The organism is Geodermatophilus sp. URMC 65 (assembly GCF_053502545.1).
Map to the genome: position 1 here is coordinate 715,554 of NZ_CP199954.1, position 21,773 is coordinate 737,326.

General features: G+C 73.9%; 15 protein-coding genes. 12 read left to right on the plus strand and 3 right to left on the minus strand.

The window, feature by feature from the left end:
- Positions 1-41: 41 nt before the first annotated feature.
- From ACWIX7_RS03370 to ACWIX7_RS03390, 5 genes are all read left to right on the plus strand, one after another.
- Positions 42-956, plus strand: coding sequence for a sugar phosphate isomerase/epimerase family protein (locus ACWIX7_RS03370; RefSeq protein ID WP_448620208.1), 915 nt, complete (start codon positions 42-44; stop codon positions 954-956).
- Positions 957-1,021: 65 nt separating this feature from the next.
- Entirely contained in the window at positions 1,022-2,044 is a 1,023-nt protein-coding gene (locus ACWIX7_RS03375; RefSeq protein WP_448622124.1) for a LacI family DNA-binding transcriptional regulator, read from the plus strand.
- Entirely contained in the window at positions 2,041-2,814 is a 774-nt protein-coding gene (locus tag ACWIX7_RS03380) for a (Fe-S)-binding protein (RefSeq protein ID WP_448620209.1), read from the plus strand. Before ACWIX7_RS03375 ends, ACWIX7_RS03380 begins: the two co-directional genes overlap by 4 nt.
- Positions 2,811-4,343: a LutB/LldF family L-lactate oxidation iron-sulfur protein gene (locus ACWIX7_RS03385; RefSeq protein ID WP_448620210.1), complete on the plus strand. Its 1,533-nt coding sequence runs from the start codon at positions 2,811-2,813 to the stop codon at positions 4,341-4,343. The genes ACWIX7_RS03380 and ACWIX7_RS03385 overlap by 4 nt, the downstream gene beginning before the upstream one ends.
- Positions 4,340-4,966, plus strand: a complete 627-nt coding sequence (locus ACWIX7_RS03390) for a LutC/YkgG family protein (RefSeq protein ID WP_448620211.1) — start codon at positions 4,340-4,342, stop codon at positions 4,964-4,966. The genes ACWIX7_RS03385 and ACWIX7_RS03390 overlap by 4 nt, the downstream gene beginning before the upstream one ends.
- 120 nt (positions 4,967-5,086) lie before the next feature.
- Here the strand turns inward: ACWIX7_RS03390 and ACWIX7_RS03395 are convergent, their stop codons facing one another.
- Entirely contained in the window at positions 5,087-8,461 is a 3,375-nt protein-coding gene (locus tag ACWIX7_RS03395) for a pyruvate carboxylase (RefSeq protein ID WP_448620212.1), read from the minus strand.
- Between the two features lie 202 nt (positions 8,462-8,663).
- Here ACWIX7_RS03395 and ACWIX7_RS03400 point away from each other — a divergent pair, with 202 nt between their 5' ends.
- From ACWIX7_RS03400 to ACWIX7_RS03410, 3 genes are all read left to right on the plus strand, one after another.
- Entirely contained in the window at positions 8,664-9,995 is a 1,332-nt protein-coding gene (locus ACWIX7_RS03400; RefSeq protein WP_448620213.1) for a cytochrome P450, read from the plus strand.
- A gap of 89 nt (positions 9,996-10,084) precedes the next feature.
- Positions 10,085-10,672 (plus strand): TetR/AcrR family transcriptional regulator, encoded by a 588-nt coding sequence (locus ACWIX7_RS03405; RefSeq protein WP_448620214.1) that lies wholly within the window; start codon positions 10,085-10,087, stop codon positions 10,670-10,672.
- Positions 10,673-10,678: 6 nt separating this feature from the next.
- Positions 10,679-12,859: an MMPL family transporter gene (locus ACWIX7_RS03410; protein ID WP_448620215.1), complete on the plus strand. Its 2,181-nt coding sequence runs from the start codon at positions 10,679-10,681 to the stop codon at positions 12,857-12,859.
- Positions 12,860-12,933: 74 nt separating this feature from the next.
- Here ACWIX7_RS03410 and ACWIX7_RS03415 read toward each other — a convergent pair whose 3' ends face one another.
- The gene (locus tag ACWIX7_RS03415) at positions 12,934-14,466 is read right to left on the minus strand and encodes an APC family permease (protein WP_448620216.1); all 1,533 of its coding nucleotides are present in this window, start codon (positions 14,464-14,466) and stop codon (positions 12,934-12,936) included.
- A gap of 288 nt (positions 14,467-14,754) precedes the next feature.
- Positions 14,755-15,372 (minus strand): TetR/AcrR family transcriptional regulator, encoded by a 618-nt coding sequence (locus ACWIX7_RS03420; RefSeq protein WP_448620217.1) that lies wholly within the window; start codon positions 15,370-15,372, stop codon positions 14,755-14,757.
- 126 nt (positions 15,373-15,498) lie between these two features.
- Between ACWIX7_RS03420 and ACWIX7_RS03425 the strand changes: the two genes are divergently transcribed.
- From ACWIX7_RS03425 to ACWIX7_RS03440, 4 genes are all read left to right on the plus strand, one after another.
- Positions 15,499-17,001 (plus strand): APC family permease, encoded by a 1,503-nt coding sequence (locus ACWIX7_RS03425; protein ID WP_448620218.1) that lies wholly within the window; start codon positions 15,499-15,501, stop codon positions 16,999-17,001.
- A 14-nt stretch (positions 17,002-17,015) separates the two neighbouring features.
- A complete protein-coding gene (locus tag ACWIX7_RS03430; RefSeq protein ID WP_448620219.1) occupies positions 17,016-18,635 on the plus strand; it encodes an amidohydrolase in 1,620 nt (539 codons plus the stop codon).
- 139 nt (positions 18,636-18,774) lie between these two features.
- Positions 18,775-19,818: an agmatinase gene (gene speB, locus ACWIX7_RS03435; RefSeq protein WP_448620220.1), complete on the plus strand. Its 1,044-nt coding sequence runs from the start codon at positions 18,775-18,777 to the stop codon at positions 19,816-19,818.
- Positions 19,815-21,755 carry a primary-amine oxidase gene (locus ACWIX7_RS03440; protein WP_448620221.1) on the plus strand — a complete coding sequence of 647 codons (1,941 nt, stop codon included), beginning with the start codon at positions 19,815-19,817 and terminating at the stop codon, positions 21,753-21,755. Before speB ends, ACWIX7_RS03440 begins: the two co-directional genes overlap by 4 nt.
- Positions 21,756-21,773 lie beyond the last annotated feature (18 nt).

Here is a 21,773-nt window from a genome sequence, read left to right on the forward strand (position 1 = left end):
CCCCACTCCCGCGCTCGGGAGCCGGCTGACGAGGAGATCCCATGGCCATCACCCACGGCGTCCACGCGCTGGTGTGGACGGGAGGCTGGACCGCCGAGGAGGCACGCCACGCCATCGCCTCCTCCCGGGAGGCCGGCTACGACCTGATCGAGATCGCCCCGATCGACCCGACCGCGTTCGACCCCGGCATGACCGCGCGCCTGCTGGAGGAGCACGGCATGAAGGTCAGCGCGTCCCTCGGGTTGAGCGCGGACACCGACGTGTCCAGCGAGGACCCCGAGGTCGTGGCGCGCGGCAGGGAGCGGCTCAGCCGCGCGCTGGACGTCCTGCGCGACAGCGGCGGGGACGTGCTGTGCGGCGTCCTGTACTCCAAGCTCGGCAAGTACGCCGGCCCGGCCACCGAGCGCGGCCGGGCCAACTCGCAGGAGTCGATCGCCTGGCTCGCCGACAAGGCGGCGGCCTCGGGGATCACGCTGGCCCTCGAGTTCTGCAACCGGTACGAGACCAACGTCATGAACACGACCCAGGAGACCCTGGACTTCATCGCCGCGGTGGACCGGCCCAACGTGATGGCGCACCTGGACACGTACCACATGAACATCGAGGAGCACTCGTTCGCCGGAGCGGTGCGCGCGGCCGCGGCGGCCGGGCGGCTCGGCTACGTGCACGTGGGCGAGTCCCACCGCGGCGCCCTGGGCACGGGCTCGATCCCCTGGGGTGAGTTCTTCGGCGCGCTCACCGAGGTGGGCTACGACGGCATCGTGACGTTCGAGTCGTTCTCCTCGGAGGTCGTGCACCGGACCCTGTCGAACGACCTGGCCATCTGGCGCAACCTGTGGACCGACAACGCCGCCCTCGCCCGCGACGCCCTCGCCTTCACCACGGCCGGGCTCCGGACAGCCGCCGAGCGAGCGCCCTCGGCGGGCACCGGAGCGGTCGCCGGGCGTGGTGTCTGACACGATCCCCGGGCGTTCCCATCCCTGACCGCGACCGCCCACGAGGAGGGGTCCTGACCGCCAGCATCCGGGACGTCGCCGGCCGGGCCGGGGTGTCGGTCGGCACGGTGAGCAACGTCCTCAACCGGCCCGACGTGGTCAGCGAAGCCACCCGGACCAAGGTCCTCGACGCGATCGCCGCCCTCGGCTTCGTCCGCAACGAGTCGGCACGTCAGCTGCGCGCGGGCTCCAGCCGCACCGTCGGCCTGGTGGTGCTCGACATGGCCAACCCCTTCTTCACCGACGTCGCCCGCGGGGTCGAGGACGTCGTCAACGCGGCCGGCCTCGCGATGGTCCTGTGCAACTCCGACGACCGCCCGGAGAAGGAGGCCGCGCACCTGGGCCTGCTCGCCGAGCAGCGGGTGCACGGCGTCCTCATCACCCCGACCGCCGAGCTGACCCCACAGCTGGACGCGCTCCGCGACCGCGGCGTCCCGGTGGTCCTCGTCGACCGACGCGCGCCGGGCCCACACCAGTGCGCCGTCGCGACCGACGACGTCCTCGGCGGGCGGCTGGCCGCCGAGCACCTGCTCGAGCGCGGCCACCGCCGGATCACCTTCGTCGGCGGGCACGCCGCCCTGCCGCAGATCCGGGAGCGCCACGCGGGCGTGGAGTCGGCGGTGCGCGAGGTCCCCGACGCGGAGCTGACCGTCCTGTCCCCCGGCGAGCTCAGCGTCGCCGGCGGTCGGGAGGCCGCGGCCCGGGTCATCGGCCTGCCGGCGTCCCGGCGTCCCACGGCGGCCGTGTGCGCCAACGACCTGCTGGCGCTCGGCGTGCTCCAGGAGATGGTGCGCCACGGGGTCCGGGTGCCCGACGAGTTCGCCATCGTGGGATATGACGACATCGACTTCGCCGCGGCGGCTGCCGTGCCGCTGAGCTCGGTGCGCAAGCCGCGGCAGGAGCTCGGCCGGCGTGCGGCCGAGCTGCTCCTGGACGAGGGTCGGGAGGGTCACCGGCACGAGCAACCGGTGTTCGAGCCGGTGCTCGTCGTCCGGGAGTCGAGCATGGTGCGCCGCGACGTCGCGGCCGACCGGGAGGGAGCGGCATGAGGGTGGCGCTGTTCGCCACGTGTCTGGTGGACACGGTGGCGCCGCAGGTCGCGATGGCCACGGCGAGGCTGCTGGAGCGGCTGGGCCACGAGGTCGTCGTCCCGGCCGGGCAGGCCTGCTGCGGGCAGATGCACGTCAACACCGGCTACCGGCGCGAGGCGGTGCCGATCGTGGCCAACCACGTGCGCGCCTTCGCCGGAGCGGAGGCGATCGTGTCGCCGTCCGGGTCGTGCGTGGCCTCGATCCGCCACCAGCAGGCCATGGTGCTGCGGCGGGCCGGCGAGGACGAGCTGGCCGCCGAGGCCGAGGCCCTGGCCGAGCGCACCTACGAGCTCTCGCAGTTCCTCGTCGACGTCCTCGGGGTGACCGACGTCGGCGCCTACTACCCGCACCGGGTCACCTACCACCCGACCTGCCACTCGCTGCGGCTGCTGCGGGTCGGCGACCGGCCGCTGCAGCTGCTGCGCGCGGTGCGCGGGCTGGAGCTGGTCGAGCTGCCCGCCGCCGAGCAGTGCTGCGGCTTCGGCGGCACCTTCTCGATCAAGAACTCCGACACCTCGACGGCGATGCTGACCGACAAGATGGCCAACGTCCTGTCCACCCACGCGGAGGTGTGCACCGCCGGTGACGCCTCCTGCCTCATGCACATCGGCGGTGGGCTCTCCCGGCTGCGGTCGGGGACGCGCACCGTGCACCTGGCCGAGATCCTGGCCTCGACGGAGGACGCCGTGAGCCCGCACCAGACCACCCGACCGGCGGTGTCGGCATGACCACCGCCCCTGAGCCCACCGACCCCACGCCGCTGGCCCCCGGCGCGCCGCGGTCCGGGACGACGTTCCTCGGCCTGCCCACCGCACCCCGCGGGGTGGGCCACCTGCGCGGCGACCGGCCCTTCCCGGAGGCCGCGCGCGACGCGCTGCGCGACGGCCAGCTGCGCGCCAACCTCGGCCACGCGACCAGCACGATCCGCGCCAAGCGGGCCCGGGTGGTCGGCGAGGTGCCCGACTGGGAGCAGCTGCGCCAGGCCGGCAAGGCGCTGAAGACGGCCACCATGGCCCGCCTCGACGAGCACCTGGTCGAGCTCGAGCGCCAGGTGACCGCCCGCGGCGGCACGGTGCACTGGGCGCGCGACGCCGAGGAGGCCAACGCCATCGTCACCCGGCTGGTGCAGGCCACCGGCGCCGACGAGGTGGTCAAGGTGAAGTCGATGGCCACCCAGGAGATCGGCCTCAACGAGGCACTCGAGGCCGCCGGCATCACCGCGCACGAGACCGACCTCGCCGAGCTGATCGTGCAGCTCGGCGACGACGCGCCCAGCCACATCCTGGTGCCGGCGATCCACAAGAACCGCGCCGAGATCCGCGAGATCTTCCTGCGCACCATGCCGCAGTTCCAGGGCGAGGGCGCCGACCGCGACCTCCCCGACGAGCCGCGCCGGCTGGCCATGGCCGCACGCACGCACCTGCGGGAGCGGTTCCTGCGGGCGAAGGTGGCGATCAGCGGCGCCAACTTCGCCGTCGCCGAGACCGGCACCCTCGCCGTCGTCGAGAGCGAGGGCAACGGCCGGATGTGCCTCACGCTGCCGCAGACGCTGATCACCGTCATGGGCATCGAGAAGCTGGTGCCGACCTGGCGGGACCTCGAGGTCTTCCTGCAGCTGCTCCCCCGCTCCTCCACCGGCGAGCGGATGAACCCCTACACGTCGATGTGGACCGGCGTGACCCCCGGCGACGGCCCGCAGGAGTTCCACCTGGTGCTGCTCGACAACGGGCGGACGGCGGTGCTCGCCGACGAGGTGGGCCGCGAGGCGCTGCACTGCATCCGCTGCTCGGCCTGCCTCAACGTCTGCCCGGTGTACGAGCGCACCGGCGGGCACTCCTACGGCTCGGTGTACCCGGGCCCCATCGGCGCCGTCCTGTCCCCGCAGCTGACCGGGGTCGAGGACAACGCCTCGCTGCCGTACGCCTCGTCGCTGTGCGGCGCCTGCTACGACGCCTGCCCGGTGGCCATCGACATCCCCTCGATCCTGGTGCACCTGCGCGCCGAGCACGTCGAGGCGCAGGACAAGACGACCCCCGAGGCGGCCGCCTTCAAGGCGCTGGCCACGGCGATGTCGCACCCGTGGCTGTGGCGACTGACCCAGCGGGCCGCGGGCCTGGGGCGGTTCCTCGCCCGCGGGAAGCCGACGATGCCGCCGGTGCTGCCACCACCGGCCTCGGGCTGGACCCGCAGCCGCGACCTCCCCACCCCGCCGCGGGAGACCTTCACCCAGGCCTGGGCGCGGGAGCACGGGCGATGACCAGCGCGCGGGACGAGGTCCTGAGCCGGATCCGCACCGCGGTGGGCGAGCACCGGCCGGACGTGCTGGTCCCCCGCGACTACCGCGCCGCCGACGAGCGCCCGGCCCAGCAGCTGCGCGAGGTCCTCGTCGACCGGCTCGAGGACTACAAGGCCTCGGTGCTGCGCTGCGGCCCGGACGAGGTGGCGGCCACCGTCGCCGCCGCCCTCGACACCGGGCTGGGGTCCGGCTGGGATCCGGCGTCGGTCGTCGTGGCCCCCGGGGTGCCGGCCGGGTGGCGGCCGGACGGCGCCACCGAGGACGACGGCCGCCCCGCCGTCGAGCTCGCCGCGTTCGCCGCCACGCTGACCGGGGTGGCCGTGGCGATCGCGGAGACCGGCACGCTGGTGCTCGACGGCGGTCCGGTGTCCGGACGGCGGGCGGTCTCGCTGCTGCCCGACTGCCTGGTGTGCGTGGTCGAGGCCGGGCAGGTCGTGGGCGCCGTACCAGAGGCGCTGCGCCGGCTGGACCCGAACGCGCCGCTGACCATGGTCAGCGGCCCGTCGGCGACCAGCGACATCGAGCTGGAGCGGGTCGAGGGCGTGCACGGCCCGCGCACTCTGGTCGTCGTCCTGGTCGCCTGACGGGGCCGGGAGCATCGCAGCGAGAACGAGCGAGGAGCGGACCGGCCCCGGAGGGCGACCCGCGGGGCACCGTCGCCTGACCGGTGGCCGGCCGGTTGCGAGCCGGCCGGCCGCCGACCCTCATGAGAGGACGACGAGCAGGTCACCGCCCTCCACCTGCTGCACCTCGCCGATGGCCAGCCGCTTGACCGTGCCGGCGACCGGTGCGGTGATCGAGGCCTCCATCTTCATCGCCTCGATGGTGGCGATCGGCTGCCCCGACTCGACGGTGTCCCCTTCCTTGACCTGGAGGGTGACCACGCCGGCGAACGGTGCGGCGACCTGGCCGGGGTCGCTGCGGTCGGCCTTCTCGGCAGCCTTCACCGCGGCCTCGATGGAGCGGTCGCGGACCGAGACCGGCCGCAGCTGCCCGTTGAGCGTGCACATGACGGTGCGCATGCCGCGCTCGTCGGGATCGGAGACGGCCTCCACGCCCACGAGCAGGGTGACGCCGGGTTCGAGGTCGACGGCGTGCTCGTCACCGGGCCGCAGGCCGTACAGGAACTCCTTGGTCGGCAGCACGGAGACGTCGCCGTAGGCGTCGACGTGTGCCTCGTACTCGCGGGTCGGTGCCGGGAAGAGCAGCCGGTTGAGCGTCTCCCGCGGCGCCTCGGCCAGCCCGCGCTCGTCGTCGGCCGACAGCTCGGCCGGCGGCTCGGCGGGACGGCGGCCCTCCAGCGCCCGGCTGCGGAACGGCTCGGGCCAGCCGCCGGGCGGGTCGCCCAGCTCGCCGCGCAGGAAGCCGATCACCGAGTCCGGCAGGTCGAACTTGCCGGGCTCGGCGGCGAAGTCCTCGACGCTGACGCCGGAGCCGACCAGCTGCAGCGCCAGGTCACCGACCACCTTGGACGACGGCGTGACCTTGACCAGCCGGCCCAGCAGCCGGTCGGCGGCGGCGTAGGCGTCCTCGACCTCCTCGAACCGCTGCCCCAGCCCCAGGGCGATCGCCTGCTGGCGCAGGTTGGACAGCTGCCCGCCCGGGATCTCGTGCCGGTAGACCCGTCCCGTGGGCGCAGCCAGGCCCGACTCGAACGGCGCGTAGACCCGGCGCACCGCCTCCCAGTACGGCTCCAGGTCGTTGACCGCGGTGAGGTCCAGGCCGGTGGCCCGATCGGTGGCGTCGGTCGCGGCGACGATCGCCGACAGCGGCGGCTGGCTCGTCGTCCCGGCCATGGAGGCGACCGCGCCGTCCACGGCGTCCACCCCGGCCGACCACGCGGCCAGCAGGGTGGCCAGCTGCCCGCCTGCGGTGTCGTGGGTGTGCAGGTGCACCGGCAGGTCGAAGCGCTCGCGCAGCGCCGTCACCAGCCGGGTGGCGGCCGGCGGGCGGAGCAGCCCGGCCATGTCCTTGATGGCGAGCACGTGCGCGCCGGCCTCGACGATCTGCTCGGCCAGCCGCAGGTAGTAGTCGAGGGTGTAGAGCGTCTCGCCCGGGTCGGAGAGGTCGCCGGTGTAGCAGAGCGCCACCTCCGCGACCGCCGTCCCCGTCTCGCGGACGGCGTCGATGGCCGGACGCATCTGCGCGACGTCGTTGAGCGCGTCGAAGACCCGGAAGACGTCGATGCCGGTGGTCGCCGCCTCCCGGACGAAGGCGTCGGTGACCGCCTCGGGGTAGGGCGTGTAACCCACGGTGTTGCGGCCGCGCAGCAGCATCTGCAGGCAGACGTTGGGCACCGCCTCGCGCAGCGCGGCCAGCCGGTCCCACGGGTCCTCGTGCAGGAAGCGCAGCGCGACGTCGTAGGTCGCCCCGCCCCACGCCTCCAGGCTGAACAGCTGCGGGACGGTGCGGGCGACGTGCCCCGCGACGGCGAGCAGGTCCTTGGTGCGCACCCGGGTGGCCAGCAGTGACTGGTGGGCGTCGCGGAAGGTGGTGTCGGTGACCGCCAGCGCGGTCTGCCCCCGCAGCTCCGCCGCGAAGGCCTCCGGGCCGCCGGCGAGCAGCCGCTGGCGGGAGCCGTCCGGCGGCGGGGTGCCCAGGTCGACGGCGGGCAGCTTCTGCACCGGGTCGACCAGGTGCGGGCGCTCACCGTGCGGCTGGTTCACGGTGACGTCTGCCAGGTAGGTGAGCAGCCTGGTGCCGCGGTCCGCGGAGCTCCGCGCCGTGAGCAGCTGAGGACGTTGCTCGATGAACGACGTCGTCACCCGCCCGGCCTGGAAGTCCGGGTCGTCGAGCAGCGCCTGCAGGAACGGGATGTTTGTGGCCACGCCGCGGATGCGGAACTCGGCGACCGCCCGCCGCGCCCGGGCCACCGCGATGCCGAAGTCCCGCCCGCGGCAGGTGAGCTTCACTAGCATCGAGTCGAAGTGCGCGCCGACCTCCGCGCCCAGCGACGAGCCACCGTCCAGGCGGATGCCGGCCCCGCCCGGGGAGCGGTAGGCGGTGATCCGGCCGGTGTCCGGGCGGAAGCCGTTCGCCGGGTCCTCGGTGGTGATCCGGCACTGCAGCGCCGCGCCGCGCAGCTGGATGGTGTCCTGCGACAGTCCCAGGTCGGCGAGGGTCTCCCCCGAGGCGATTCGCAGCTGGCTCTGCACCAGGTCGACGTCGGTCACCTCCTCGGTGACCGTGTGCTCGACCTGGATGCGCGGGTTCATCTCGATGAAGACGTGCCGGCCCTCGCGGTCGAGCAGGAACTCCACGGTGCCGGCGTTGACGTAGCCGATGGCCCGGGCGAAGGCGACCGCGTCGGCGCAGATCCGCTCGCGCAGCGCGGGGTCCAGGTTCGGCGCCGGCGCCAGCTCGACGACCTTCTGGTGCCGGCGCTGCACCGAGCAGTCGCGCTCGAACAGGTGCACCACGTTCCCCGCCCCGTCGGCGAGGACCTGCACCTCGATGTGCCGCGGCTCGACGACGGCCTGCTCGACGAACACCGTGGCGTCGCCGAACGCCGACTCGGCCTCGCGCATCGCCGCCTGCACCGCGCCGGCCAGCTCCGCCGGCTCCTCCACCCGGCGCATGCCGCGCCCGCCGCCGCCGGCGACGGCCTTGACGAACACCGGGAACGGCATGCCCTCCACCGCGGCCAGGAGCGTGTCCAGGTCGGCGGTGGGCTCGGTCGAGGCCAGCACCGGCAGCCCGGCGTCGCGGGCGGCGGCGATCGCCCGGGCCTTGTTGCCGGTCAGCTCCAGCACCGACGCCGGCGGGCCGACGAAGGTGATCCCCGCCTGCGCGCACGCCTCGGCCAGGTCGGGGTTCTCCGACAGGAAGCCGTAACCGGGGTAGACCGCGTCCGCCCCGGCCCGCCGGGCGGCGCCGACGATCTCGTCGACCGAGAGGTAGGCCCGGACCGGGTGCCCCTCCTCGCCGATCTGGTAGCTCTCGTCGGCCTTGAGCCGGTGCACGGAGTTGCGGTCCTCCCACGGGAAGACGGCGACCGTCTGGGCGCCCAGCTCGTAGGCCGCGCGGAAAGCCCGCACCGCGATCTCGCCTCGGTTCGCGACCAGCACCTTGGTGAACACAGCACCCCTCCAGGGTCGGGACGGCGCGACGAGCCTCCCAGACCACCCCCCGTGGTGCGAAAGCCCGTGGCCCGCAGGACCCGCAGAGCCACCGCCGCGCGGACGCGGGGACTCGGCCGACGGCGGGATCGGTGCGTCCGGACTGCGAGGCGGGAGCCGCGTCACGCAGGATGAGGACCTGGCCGGAACGGGGAGGCGACAGGTGGTGGTGCGCAGTACGGTCCGCTGGGCCGCGACCCACGGGGCGATGCGGCTGGCGATCCGGGCCCGTGCGCGGGCAGGGAACCCGGACGCCGAGGTGCTCGTCGACCCGGGGGTCCGCGAGGACCCCTACGCCCACTACGAGCGGCTGCGGACCGCGGCACCTCTCGCCGGCGGCGCCTTCGCGCGGGTCAGCGTCCACCACGACGTCTGCACCGACGTGCTGCGCAGCGACGACTTCGGGCAGATCGGCGGGTCCCGCACCGACGGCCTGCCGGCCCTGCTGGCCCGGGCGCTGCAGCTCGCCGGCCCGCGGCCGAGCGTCGGCCCCATCGACGCCCCGTCGATGCTCGCCGTCGACCCGCCGGAGCACACCCGCTACCGCCGGCTGGTCACCCGGGCCTTCAGTGCCCGGGCCGTCGCCCGGCTGCGCGAGCGCACCGAGGCGATCGCCGACGAGCTGCTCGACGACCTCGAGCGCGAGGCCGCCGCGGACGGCGGCCGGGTCGACCTGGTCGCCCGCTACGCGAGCCTGCTGCCGGTGACGGTGATCTCCGAGGTGCTCGGCGTCCCGGTGGCGATGCGCGAGCAGTTCCTGGCCTGGGGCGACGGCGCCACCCCGAGCCTGGACATGGGGGTGGACCTGCGCACCCACCGCAGCGTCGAGCGCAACCTCGGCGAGCTCGACGCCTGGTTCCGTGAGCACCTGCGGCAGCTGCGCCGCTCCCCCGGCGACGACCTGCTCTCCACGCTGGTGACCACCGCCGACGACGACGGCGGCGGGCTCACCGAGCACGAGCTGCTGGCCACGGCCACCCTCGTCTTCGGCGCCGGGTTCGAGACGACGGTCAACCTGGTCGCCAACGGCGCCGCACTGCTGTTCGCCCACCCCGAGCAGCGGCGGCTGCTGGCCGAGGACCCGGCGCTGTGGCCCAACGCCGTGGACGAGGTCCTCCGCGTCGAGTCCCCGGTGCAGCGGACCGGACGGCGGGCCAAGCGCGACACCACGGTGCACGGGGTGCCGATCGCCGAGGGGGAGCTGGTGCTGTGCCTGCTGGCCGCGGCCAACCGGGACCCGCGGGTGTTCGCCGACCCGCACGCCTTCGACGTCACGCGCGCCAACGCCCGCGACCACGTCGCCTTCTCCAGCGGCATCCACTACTGCCTCGGCGCCGCGCTGGCCCGGATGGAGGGCGAGGTGGCGCTGCGATCGCTGTTCCAGCGTTTCCCCGACCTCGCCGCCGCCGGCCCCGGCCGCCGTCGCCGCACGATCGTCCTGCGCGGCTACGAGTCGCTGCCCGCCCTCGTGCCGTCGCTGACCCGCACCGGCTGAGCGGCGCGCGCTCGGGTGTGACCAAGGCGACCGACCGATTTGGTCTGTCGACCGACCGAAGTGGTCGGTAAGGACGTACCGTCCCTGCCGTGGCACGACCGTTCCGGCAGCAGGTCGACGAGGGCATCCTCGACCGGGCCGCTGCCCTCTTCGCCCGGCGCGGGTTCGCCAAGACCTCGGTGCAGGACGTCGCGGACGCCGTCGGGCTGTCCAAGACCGGGCTGCTGCACCACTACCCGAGCAAGGACGCGCTGCACGAGGCGGTGCTGGCCCAGGCCGGCACGCTCGGACGGCGGGTGCTCGACCAGGTGGGCGACCTGCCCCCCGGTCCGGCGCGCGACCGGCACGCGCTGGAGGTCCTCGTCGACGTCGCGCTCGCCCACCCCGGGCTGGTCGCGCTGGTGCTCGCCCCGGTGACCGACTCCGATGCCGAGCCGCACCCGGCCGTGACCGGCCCGGTGCTGCAGGTCTTCGGCGTCGACCCCGAGGCCATGGAGCCGCCGCGTTCGGTCCGGGTGGTGGGTGCGCTCGCCGCGCTCGCCGTCCTGACGCTGGCGGCGCACGCCCAGGACCGGACCACCGCGTGGCGGCAGCACATCGTCGCCACCTGCTTCGACGCGCTCGGCCACCGCCGTCCGGACGCCGCTCCAGCTCATCCCGACCAGGTGGAGGCCTGATCACGCATGGCTCTTCTGTTGTCCCGGCTCGGTGCGTTCTCGCACCGGCACCGCGCGGCCGTCGTCCTCGTCTGGCTGCTCCTGCTCGTCGGCGGCGGCGTGGGAGCCGGCACCCTGGCCGGTGAGACGTCGGACAGCTTCTCCATCCCCGGCCAGGAGTCGACGACCGCACTGGAGCGGATCAGCGAGGAGTTCGGCGCAGCGGGCGGCGCCACGGCACAGGTGGTGGTGGCTGCTCCCGAGGGCCAGACGCTCACCACTCCGGAGAGCGCCGCTGCCATCGGCGCCCTGGTCGCCGAGCTGGACGAGCTGCCCGGTGTCGCGTCGGCCAGCAACCCGCTGGACCCGGCCGCTCCCTCGGTCAACGCCGAGCTGACCACCGGCTACAGCACCGTCACCTACGAGGCGCCGGTCGGTGAGGTCACCCCCGAGCAGCAGGACGCGCTGACCGCGGCCGTCGAGGATGCCGGGGACGGTGCGCTCACCGTCGAGGTCACCGGCCAGGCGATCCAGGCGCCGCCGCACATCGGCGGTCCCGCCGAGGTGATCGGTGTCGTCGTCGCGCTCGTCGTCCTCGCCGTCACCTACGGCTCGCTGGTCGTCGCCGGCCTGAACCTGCTGACCGCGCTCGTCGGCGTCGGCATCGGCGTCCTCGGCATCACCATCGCCACCGGTTTCACCGACCTGTCGTCGACCACCCCGATCCTGGCCGCGATGCTCGGCCTGGCCGTCGGCATCGACTACGCGCTGTTCATCGTCAGCCGGTTCCGGCAGGAGCTGCGGCGCGGTGCCGACGTCGGCACCGCGATCGCCACGGCCGTCGGCACCGCGGGCTCCGCGGTCGTCACCGCCGGGCTCACCGTCGTCATCGCGCTGACCGGCCTGTTCGTCGCCGGCATCCCGTTCCTCACCCAGATGGGCCTCGCCGCGGCCGCGACGATCGTCGTCGCCGTCCTCGTCGCGCTCACCCTGGTCCCCGCCGCGTTGGGCTTCCTCGGCCTGCGCGCTCTGCCGAGGCGCCAGCGCTCCGCCGCGCCGACGCACCACGCGGCGAGCCAGGGCTTCCTGGCCGGGTGGGTCACCGCGGTCACCCGGCACCGGCTGGTCGCCCTGCTGCTGACGGTCGTCGCGCTGGGCGCCGTCGCCGTCCCGTTCTTCTCGATGCAGACCACGCTGGTGCAGACCCCGCCGGAGGACAGCACCCAGGCCCGGGCCGAGCAGCTGCTCGCCGACGGCTTCGGGGCCGGCTTCAACGGCCCGCTCACCGTGCTGTTCGAGGGCGACGGGGCGGTGCAGGCGGCGACCGCGGCCGCCGGCGAGATCCCCGGGTTGGACGACGTCGCGATCGTGACCCCGCCGGTGCCCGACCCCGACGGCACCGCCGCACTGGTGAGCGTGATCCCGCAGTCCGGCCCGACCGACCCGGCCACCGAGCAGCTGGTCACCGAACTGCGCGACCTGCTGGCCGACCTCGACGGCGCGCAGGCCTCGGTCACCGGCGCCACCGCGGTCAGCGTCGACGTCGCCTCGAGCCTGGACGCCGCGCTGCCGGTCTACCTGGCGCTGGTCGTGGGCCTGGCCCTGGTGCTGCTCGTGCTGGTCTTCCGCTCGCTGCTGGTGCCGCTGGTCGGCGTGCTCGGCTTCGTGCTCACCGTCGGGGCGGCGCTCGGTGCCACCGTCGCGGTGTTCCAGTGGGGCTGGCTGGCCGACCTGGTCAACCTCGAGGGCACCGGCCCGCTGATCAGCCTCACGCCGATCCTGGTCATCGGCATCCTGTTCGGGCTGGCGATGGACTACCAGATCTTCCTGGTGTCCCGGATGCACGAGGCGCACAGCCACGGCGCCGCGCCGCTCGAGGCCGTCCGCACCGGGTTCCGCCAGGCCGCCCCGGTCGTCGTCGCGGCGGCGCTGATCATGTTCTCGGTGTTCGCCGGCTTCGTGCCCTCCGGGGACGCGACCATCAAGTCGATCGCGTTCGCGCTGGCCGCGGGCATCGCCTTCGACGCGTTCGTGGTCCGCATGGTCCTCGTCCCCGCGGCGCTGGCCCTGCTCGGCGACCGGGCGTGGTGGCTGCCGCGCTGGCTGCGCTGGCTGCCCACCCTCGACGTCGAGGGTGCCGCGCTGGAGCGGCCCACCGCCCGGCCGCAGGTCCAGCAGCCCGAGGTGGTCGGCGCGGCCGAGCGCTGACCCTCCCGCACGGACAGCGCGGCCCGCCCCCTCTCCGGGAGGCGGGCCGCGCTGCTACCCGGGCCGGTCCGGCGTCAGTCGTCGAAGACGAGTGACGGGGTGTCGACCCGCAGGGTCTGGCCGCGGAAGAACTCCGGGTGCCGCGCCCGCCAGACGAGCATCAGGACGGCGCCGAGCAGCAGCAGCCCGATCCCGACGACGAAGACGCTGCCGATGCCGAACACCGAGGAGCCGCTGCCGTAGGCGGGGTCGAGGGTGTCGACCGCGGTCTGCACGAACACCGCGGTCAGCATCAGCGCGCCCAGCAGCGGCAGGACGCCCTTGAAGACCAGGTCGCGGGCGCTGCGGCGCAGCTCGTGCCGGAAGTACCAGACGCAGGCGTAGGCGGTCAGGCCGTAGTAGAAGCAGATCATCAGGCCCAGCGCGTAGATCGTGTCGATGAGCACGTTCTCGCTGATGATCGTCATGCCCACGTAGAACGCGGCCGTGGCGGCCCCGGCGACCAGGGTGGCGGTCGACGGCGCCTTGAAGCGCGGGTGCACCTCCGCCAGCCGCTGGGGCAGGGCCCCGTAGGTGCCCATCGCCAGCATGGTCCGGGTGGTGGGCAGGAAGGTGGTCTGCAGGGACGACGCCGAGCTCGCGACGACGGCGAGGAAGAGCAGGAACGCCAGGCCGGGGCCCATGACCGGACCGGCGAGGGCCGCGAAGACGTTGTCCCCGGTGTCGGGGTTGCCCAGGCCGGTGCCCTCGGTGCCGATCCCGGCGTACATCTGCACGACGATCGCCACGCCGACGTAGGTCACGATGATGACGAGCATGGTCAGCAGGGCGGCCCGGCCCGGGGTGCGGGCGCTCCCGGCGGTCTCCTCGTTGACCGTCAGGCAGGTGTCCCAGCCCCAGTAGATGAACAGCGAGAGCGACAGGCCGGCGGTGAAGGCGCTGAAGCTGGTGATCGCCGTCGGGTCCAGCCAGGACAGCTCGAAGGGGATCGCACCCGGCGCGGAGCCGCTCTTGACCAGCGCCAGGACGGCGAACACCGCGAGCACGGCCATCTGGAAGCCGACCAGCACGTACTGCACGCGCTTGGTGGCCTCCACCCCCCGGTAGGTGATCCAGGTGGCGACGGCGACGAACGCCACGCAGGTGAGGGCGTTGACGACCGTGTTGTCGCCGAGCGTCGCCACCGACTCCGAGCCGGTGAGCTCTCCGAGCAGCAGGTAGAAGAAGGACACCGCCACGCCGGCGAGGTTCGACAGCACGATCACCGTGGCCAGCAGCGCGCCCCAGCCGCACAGCCAGCCGACGTAGGGGTTGAACGCCTTGGTGGTCCAGGTGAACGACGTCCCGCAGTCCGGCGCCACCCGGTTGAGCTCCCGGTAGGCGTAGGCGACCAGCAGCATCGGCAGGAAGCCGGCCAGGAAGATCGCCGGCATCTGCAGGCCGACCTCGGTCACCGTGGGACCGAGGGTGGCCGTCAGCGCGTACACCGGCGCGATGCTCGAGACGCCGAGCACCACGCTGGCCAGCAGGCCCACGGAGTTGCCCGCCAACCCCTTGGCCCGCAGATCGGCCTGCTGCCCGGCCCCCCGGTCCTGTCCCACCGCCATGCGGCCCTCCTCTCGTCGCACCGCACGAAGCGGCCTGTCCTCAGCCGGCGGGTGTGCCGCGCCTCACACGCGACAGCCAGCCAGCTCGCCGCGGATCGCGGAAGAGGCCGGCGTGTACACCCGGCCCGGGTCCGATCGACACTCCGGCATGACCGCGGCGCACGGATCCGAGCGCGCGCAGCATGCCGTACGACTGTTTCGCGTGCGTGTCACCGTGGTGCTCACTCATTCCGTCGGGTGACGCGGCACCTCGACGACGGCGGCTCGAGGGTGCTGTGCGACCCGTCCTCAGACCGGACCGACGGGGAGCCGGCTGCGCATCCCGACGAGCAGCGCCTCCAGGCCCAGCTCGAACGCCGCATCGGCCCGCGCCCGCCCCTGCGGCGCCGCACGCAGCGCGGCCTCCAGGGCCGGGGTGCCGCCGCCGCCGGCGCGCCAGACCTCGTCGGGCGCAGCCAGGTCGAGTGCCGCCCCCAACGCGTAGCTGTCCAGCACGCTGACCCACAGCATGACCTGCTCCTCGGGGAAGCCTGCGGTCCCGAGGAGGTCGGCCACGCGGTCGTAACCGAGCAGGACCGAGCCGGCGGTCATCGTCTGCTCGCTCAACAGGGGGATCAGGTTCGGGTGCTGGGCGAGCGCCTGCCGGTAGGAGCGCATCCAGGCAGCCACCTGGTCGCCCCAGTCGGACCGGTCCAACGGCGGGATCTCGAGGTGGGCGACCAGCCGCTCCCGCAGCATCTCGACGATCTCCGGCCGCCCGGTCACGTGGTGGTAGATCGACGACGCGCTCGCGCCGAGCCGCGCGGCGAGGTCGGCCATCGTCAACCGTCCCCGCTCGTCGATGCAGGTCAACGCTGCGTCGAGGATCGTCTCGACGTCCAGCAGCCGCCTCCGCCGTTGCACCACGTACGCCTCCTCCTCGCGGGCCCTCCGCACCACAGCTCGGCACGAGCCGCTTGACAACTGTGAAGCCGGCCACCATCTTAACCGAACGTCATTCGGTTAAGAGCCTCCGGCCCTGGAAGGACCGCCGTGCCCGCCTCCTCCTCTCCCCCCGCCTCCATCGCGCATGACGGCGACGGCCACCTCAAGCGTGGTGTCCTGGGCACCGGGAGCCTCGTCTTCATGGTGGTGGCCGCGGCCGCCCCGCTGACCGTCATGGCCGGCGTGGCCCCGCTCGCCATCCTGGTCGGCGGCGTCGGAGCCCCGGTCGCCTACCTGGCGTCGGGCGTGGTGCTCACCGTCTTCGCGATCGCCTTCACCCGCATGACCAGGCACGTGGGCAGCGCCGGGGCCTTCTACGCCTACGTCGCGAAGGGGCTCGGCCGGACGTGGGGACTGGCTGCCGCACTCCTCGCGCTGATGTCCTACAACGCGCTGATGATCGGGGTGTACGGCCTGTTCGCCGTGCAGGCGCAGGCCACCCTGGCCGACGTCTTCGGCGTGACCGTCCCCTGGCCGGTCGTCGCGCTCGTGGCCGTCGCCCTGGTCCTGCTCGTGGGCTGGTTGGGCATCGACGTGGGCGCCCGGGTGCTCGGCGTCCTGCTGGCGCTGGAGACCGGCATCCTGCTGCTGATGGCGGTCGGCGTGCTCGCGGCCGGTGGTGCCTCAGGGCTCGACGCGGCCTCCTTCACGGCCGACGCGGCCTTCAGCCCCGGCATGGCCGGCGTCCTGGCCTTCAGCTTCGCCGCGTTCATGGGCTTCGAGTCCACGGTGCTGTACCGCAAGGAGGCCCGGGACCCCGAGCGCACCGTCCCGCGGGCCACCTACCTCGCCGTCGGCTCCATGGCGGTCTTCTACTGCTTCATCGTGTGGTCGGTGGTCCAGGCGTTCGGCAGCGACCAGGCGGTGGCCGCCGCCGAGGGGGACCTCGCCGGCATGTTCTTCGCCGCCATCGAGACCTACGTGGGGCCGTGGGCCAGCACGCTGATGCACCTGCTCGTCGTCAGCAGCGTGTACGCCTCGCAGGTCGCCTTCCACAACGCGATCAACCGCTACGCGTTCGCGCTCTCCCGGGACGGGGTGCTGCCCCGCTGGGTCGGGACGGTGCACCCGCGGTTCGGGTCCCCGTACCGGGCGGGCCTCCTGCAGACGGCCCTCGCCGTCGTCGTCATCGTGGTGTTCGCCGCGGCCGGGGCCGACCCCTACGAGGAGCTGCTGCTCTGGGTGAACACACCGGGGGTCGTCGGCGTCCTCGTCCTGCAGACGATGACCGCCGCGGCCACGGTGGCGTACTTCCTCCGCCGCAACCGCGCCGCCGCCACACCCGTCGCCGTCGGCGCCGGCGTCGCCTCCGGCGTGCTGCTGGCCGCGGCCACCTACCTGCTGGTCGACCACATCGAGCTGCTCACCGCCGCGTCGACGACGGTCAACGTCCTGCTGGTCGGCATCGTGCCGCTGACCCTCGCCGTCGGGACAGCGGCCGCCCTCTGGCTGCGCGCCCGCCACCCGGAGCGCTACGCCGGGATCGGGGAGGGCGCGGGCGCCGATGCCGCACCCGCCCCGCAACTGCTCACCACCACTGACGACCGCTGAGACGGAGACCCACTGTGGACGCCGACCTGGTCCTCACGACCGACACCGTGCACACCCTGACCGGCGGGAGCCCACCGGTGGAGGCGGTCGCGATCGCCGACGGCCTCGTGGTCGCCACCGGCACCCGCCGGGACGTCGCCGACTGGCGCGGCGCCCGGACCGAGATCGTCGACCTCGGTCCGGCCACGCTGACGCCGGGCCTCACCGACGGCCACCTGCACCCCGTGATGGGCCTGCAGCTGACCGCGGACGTCGACCTCTCCGGCGCCCGGTCGCTGGAGGAGGCGCAGGACCTGCTCGCCGCGGCGGCCTCCGGCCGGGAACCGGACGCGTGGGTCCAGGCATGGGGGCTGGACCCCAACCTCTTCGGGGGCTCCCCCGTCACCAACGCCCCGCTGGAGGCGGCCGTGGGCGGGCGACCGGCCTTCGTGCGGCTCTTCGACGCGCACTCCGCGCTCGCGACCGACCGGGCGCTGCGGATCGCCGGGGTGGACGGCCCGCGATCGTTCGCCCAGCGGGCCGTCGTCGTCTGCGACGAGTCCGACCGCCCCACCGGCCTCCTCCTCGAGGCAGCGGCCATGGACCTGGTGCAGGACCACGTCCCGCTCGACCCGCTGCCGGTGCGCGCCCGGCAGCTGCACGAGCTCCTCGCGGCCATGGCGGCCACCGGGCTGACCGGCGGACACGTGATGGACCTCCTCGGGGACAGCCGCGCGGTCGTGGCGGCGGCCGAGGAGGCGCAGGACCTGCCGCTGCGGCTGCGCTTCGCCCCGTGGTGCCTGCCCGGGGTGGACGCCGACGGGCTGGCCGAGCTCGTGGACCTCCAGGGGCGGGGCGGTCGCCGGTGGGCCGTCGGCGGGGTCAAGTTCATGATCGACGGGACGATCGACAACGGGACGGCCTGGCTCGAGCAGCCCGACGCGCTGGGTGAGTCGACCGAGAGCTTCTGGCCGGAGCCGGCGGAGTACGCCCGGGCCGTGCGTGCGCTGGCTGCGGCGGGCGTCCCGACGGCCACGCACGCGATCGGCGACGCCGGCGTCCGCCATGCCCTGAGCGCCCTGGCGGGGGTGGACCGACCGACGGCCGGGGCGCACCGCATCGAGCACATCGAGACGCTCCCGAGCGCGCTCATCGGGGCCTTCGTGCGACAGGGCGTCGTGGCCAGCATGCAGCCGACCCACTGCACCCACTTCACCCGCGCCGACCACACCGACAACTGGTCCACCCGGCTCGGCCCGGAGCGGGCCGGCCGCGCCTGGCGCTGCCGGGACCTGCGCGACGCGGGCGTGCCCCTGGTGCTGGGGTCGGACTGGCCGGTGGCGCCCTTCGACCCCCTGCGGGTCCTCGCCGACGCCCAGCTGCGCCGTCCCGCGGGCGAGCCGGACGTCGTCCCCGTGCAGCCGCACCAGGGACTGACGCCCCTGATGGCCCTGGAGGGGTACACCACGCAGGCCGCCTGGGCGGCCGGCGAAGCCAGGTGCTCGGGGCGCATCGCCCCGGGCATGCGCGCGGACCTCACGGCCTTCGGCGTCGACCCCCTGCAGGCGCCTCCGGACGAGCTGGCCGACGCCCCCGTCGTCCTCACCGCGGTCGGTGGCAGCATCGTCCACCGGGACGCGACGGTCAGCGGGTGACTGAGCTGACCGAACGCCTGAGAGGCTTGGCGACGCGGTATCCGTCGTATAGCTTCACTCGAAACACGGATTCCGTCGCCACCTCGGCGCGTGTGCCGTGCTGCCCCTCCCACCGCACGACCGATCGGACCTCGACACCATGACGCGCTACGGCGCCCAGTTCGGGCCTGACATCACCTACCTCGGCGTCGACCGCTGCGACCTCGGCGACCCGGCGTCGTTCGCCGGCGCCGACGTCGTCGTGCTCGGCGCGCCCTTCGACGGCGGCACCTCGCACCGCCCGGGCACCCGCTTCGGCCCGCAGGCCATCCGGATGACCGACTACCTGGCCCACGACGGGTCCCGGCCGAGCCTCGCGCTGCGCACCGACGGGCTGCGCGACCTGTGCGTGCTCGACGCGGGGGACGTCGAGATGTACTCCGGCGACATCGAGACGGCGCTGGGTGCGCTGGAGGCCGCGGTCGAGACGGTGACCCGCTCCGGCGCCATGCCGGTGGTCCTGGGCGGTGACCACTCCATCGCCTTCGCCGACGCCAAGGGCGTGGCCAACGTGCTCGGCCACGGGCGCGTCTCGATGGTCCACTTCGACGCGCACGCCGACACCGGTGACATCGAGTTCGGCTCGCTGTGGGGCCACGGGCAGCCGATGCGCCGGCTCATCGAGTCCGGCGCGCTGCGCGGCGACCGGTTCCTGCAGGTGGGCCTGCGCGGCTACTGGCCGCCGCCGGAGACGCTGGACTGGATGGCGGCGCAGCGGATGCGCTCCTACGAGATGACCGAGATCGGGCACCGGGGGCTGGACGCCTGCCTCACCGAGGCGTCGGCCATCGCCACCGACGAGTGCGACGGCGTCTTCCTCTCGGTCGACATCGACGTCTGCGACCCCGGGCACGCGCCCGGCACCGGGACCCCCGAGCCGGGCGGTCTCACCGCGCGCCAGCTGCTGGACGCCGTCCGCCGGCTCTGCCTCGAGCTGCCCGTGGTCGGCGTCGACGTGGTCGAGGTCAGCCCGCCCTACGACCACGCCGACATCACCGCGGCCCTGGCCAACCGGGTCGTCCTCGAGGCGCTCTCGGCCATCGCCCGCCGCCGGCGCGACGCCCGCGACGGCACCCGCTGGGACCCCTCGCTCCCCCTGCTCGCGAACCGCCCCGACACCACCACCCAGGAGAACCCGTCATGACCGAGCCCGCGACGTCCTGCCACGGCACCGGCTCGGCCGGCACGCGCGCCACCGCCGGCACGCCGCACCCGCTCGACCCGCTGACCGCCGAGGAGTTCCGCGCCGCCGCGGCCGTCCTGCGTCGCGACCGCGGGGTCGACGAGCGCTGGCGGTTCGCCTCCATCGAGCTGCGCGAGCCGGCCAAGGACGTGGTCCGCGCGTTCCGCCCCGGCGACCCGATCCGCCGCGAGGCCCGGGTGACCGCCTGGAGCCGCGACGAGGGGACGCCGTACAAGGCGGTCGTCTCGCTCACCGACGACGCCGTCGTCTCGTGGGAGGCGGTGCCCGGCCAGCAGGCGAACATGACCCTCGACGAGTGGCACGAGGCGCACGAGGTGCTGATCGAGCACCCCGTCGTGGTCGAGGCGCTCGCCAGGCGCGGCATCACCGACCTCGACCTGGTGCTCATCGACACCTGGGCCTACGGCCACTCGCTGATCCCCCAGGGGCTGCAGGAGCGCCGGGTCGGCTGGACCGACGTCTGGCGCCGCTCGGTGAAGGGCGGCAACCCCTACGCCAACCCGGTCATGGGCCTGCACTTCGTCGTCGACCTCAACACCATGGAGCTGCTGCACGTCGAGGACACCGCGCCCCCGGCGCAGCCCGCCGTCATGGGTGAGTACGTGCCCTCGCTGGTGCCCGGCCTCGAGCAGCGCACCGACGTCAAGCCGCTGGAGATCACCCAGCCCGAGGGCGTCTCGTTCGCCCTCGACGGGCACGAGCTGCGCTGGCAGAAGTGGTCGATGCGGCTGGGCTTCAACCACCGCGAGGGCCTGGTGATCCACCGCGTCGCCTACGACGGCCGCCCGATCGCGCACCGGATGTCCTTCGCCGAGATGGTCGTGCCCTACCGCGACCCCAGCCCCGACCACCACCGGCGCACCGCCTTCGACGTCGGCGAGTGGGGCCTGGGCTTCATGACCACCTCGCTCAAGCTCGGCTGCGACTGCCTCGGCGACATCACCTACGTCGACGCCGTCCTGCACGACACCCGCGGCGAGCCGTACACCATCGAGAACGCCATCTGCCTGCACGAGGAGGACGACGGCGTGCTGTGGAAACACGTCGACGAGCAGGCCGGCGCGGAGGTGCGGCGGTCGCGGCGGATGGTCGTCTCGTTCCACGCCACGGTGGCCAACTACGAGTACCTGACCTACTGGCGCTTCTACCAGGACGGCACCATCCAGTGCGAGGTGCGGGCCACCGGGATCATGGTGACCGGCGCCTACGAGGACAGCCCGCCGGCCTACGGCACCGTCGTCGACGAGCGCACCTACGCGCCGATCCACCAGCACTTCGTCGTCGCCCGGCTCGACATGGAGGTCGACGGCCCGGAGAACACCCTCGTCGTCACCGAGAGCGAGGCGCTCCCGGTGTCGGAGGACAACCCGTACGGCCTCGCCGTCGTCACCCGCAGCCGGCCGGTGGAGACCGAGGCCGAGGGGCGCCTGGACGTCGACTTCGCCACCCAGCGCAGCTTCAAGGTGGTCAACCGGACCAAGCCGAACCGGCTGGGGACGGCGCCGGGCTACAAGCTGTACCCGAACTCGGCGCTGCCCGCGCTGGCCGACCCGAGTGCGCCGTTCCGGCAGCGGGCGCAGGTCATCGACCACCCGGTGTGGGTCAGCCGGTTCGACGAGGAGGAGCGCTGGCCCTCCGGTGAGTTCTGCAACCAGAGCCGTTCGGACGAGGGGCTGCCGGTCTGGCAGGAGGCCGACCGCCCGCTCGTGGACACCGACCTCGTGCTCTGGCACGTGTTCGGCATCCACCACGTGCCGCGGCCCGAGGACTGGCCGGTCATGCCGGTCGACGTCGTGTCGTTCGAGCTGAAGCCGGTGGGCTTCTTCGACCGCAACCCCGCCCTGGACGTGCCGCCGGCCCGGGGCGCCTGCCACTAGCGATGCGAAAGGACCCCC

Coding starts and splice junctions, on each gene's coding strand:
- ACWIX7_RS03370 (WP_448620208.1), top strand. CDS start 42: ATGGCCATCACCCACGGCGTCCACGCGCTGGTGTGGACGGGAGGCTGG.
- ACWIX7_RS03380 (WP_448620209.1), top strand. CDS start 2,041: ATGAGGGTGGCGCTGTTCGCCACGTGTCTGGTGGACACGGTGGCGCCG.
- ACWIX7_RS03385 (WP_448620210.1), top strand. CDS start 2,811: ATGACCACCGCCCCTGAGCCCACCGACCCCACGCCGCTGGCCCCCGGC.
- ACWIX7_RS03390 (WP_448620211.1), top strand. CDS start 4,340: ATGACCAGCGCGCGGGACGAGGTCCTGAGCCGGATCCGCACCGCGGTG.
- ACWIX7_RS03410 (WP_448620215.1), top strand. CDS start 10,679: ATGGCTCTTCTGTTGTCCCGGCTCGGTGCGTTCTCGCACCGGCACCGC.
- ACWIX7_RS03415 (WP_448620216.1), bottom strand. CDS start 14,466: ATGGCGGTGGGACAGGACCGGGGGGCCGGGCAGCAGGCCGATCTGCGG.
- speB (WP_448620220.1), top strand. CDS start 18,775: ATGACGCGCTACGGCGCCCAGTTCGGGCCTGACATCACCTACCTCGGC.
- ACWIX7_RS03440 (WP_448620221.1), top strand. CDS start 19,815: ATGACCGAGCCCGCGACGTCCTGCCACGGCACCGGCTCGGCCGGCACG.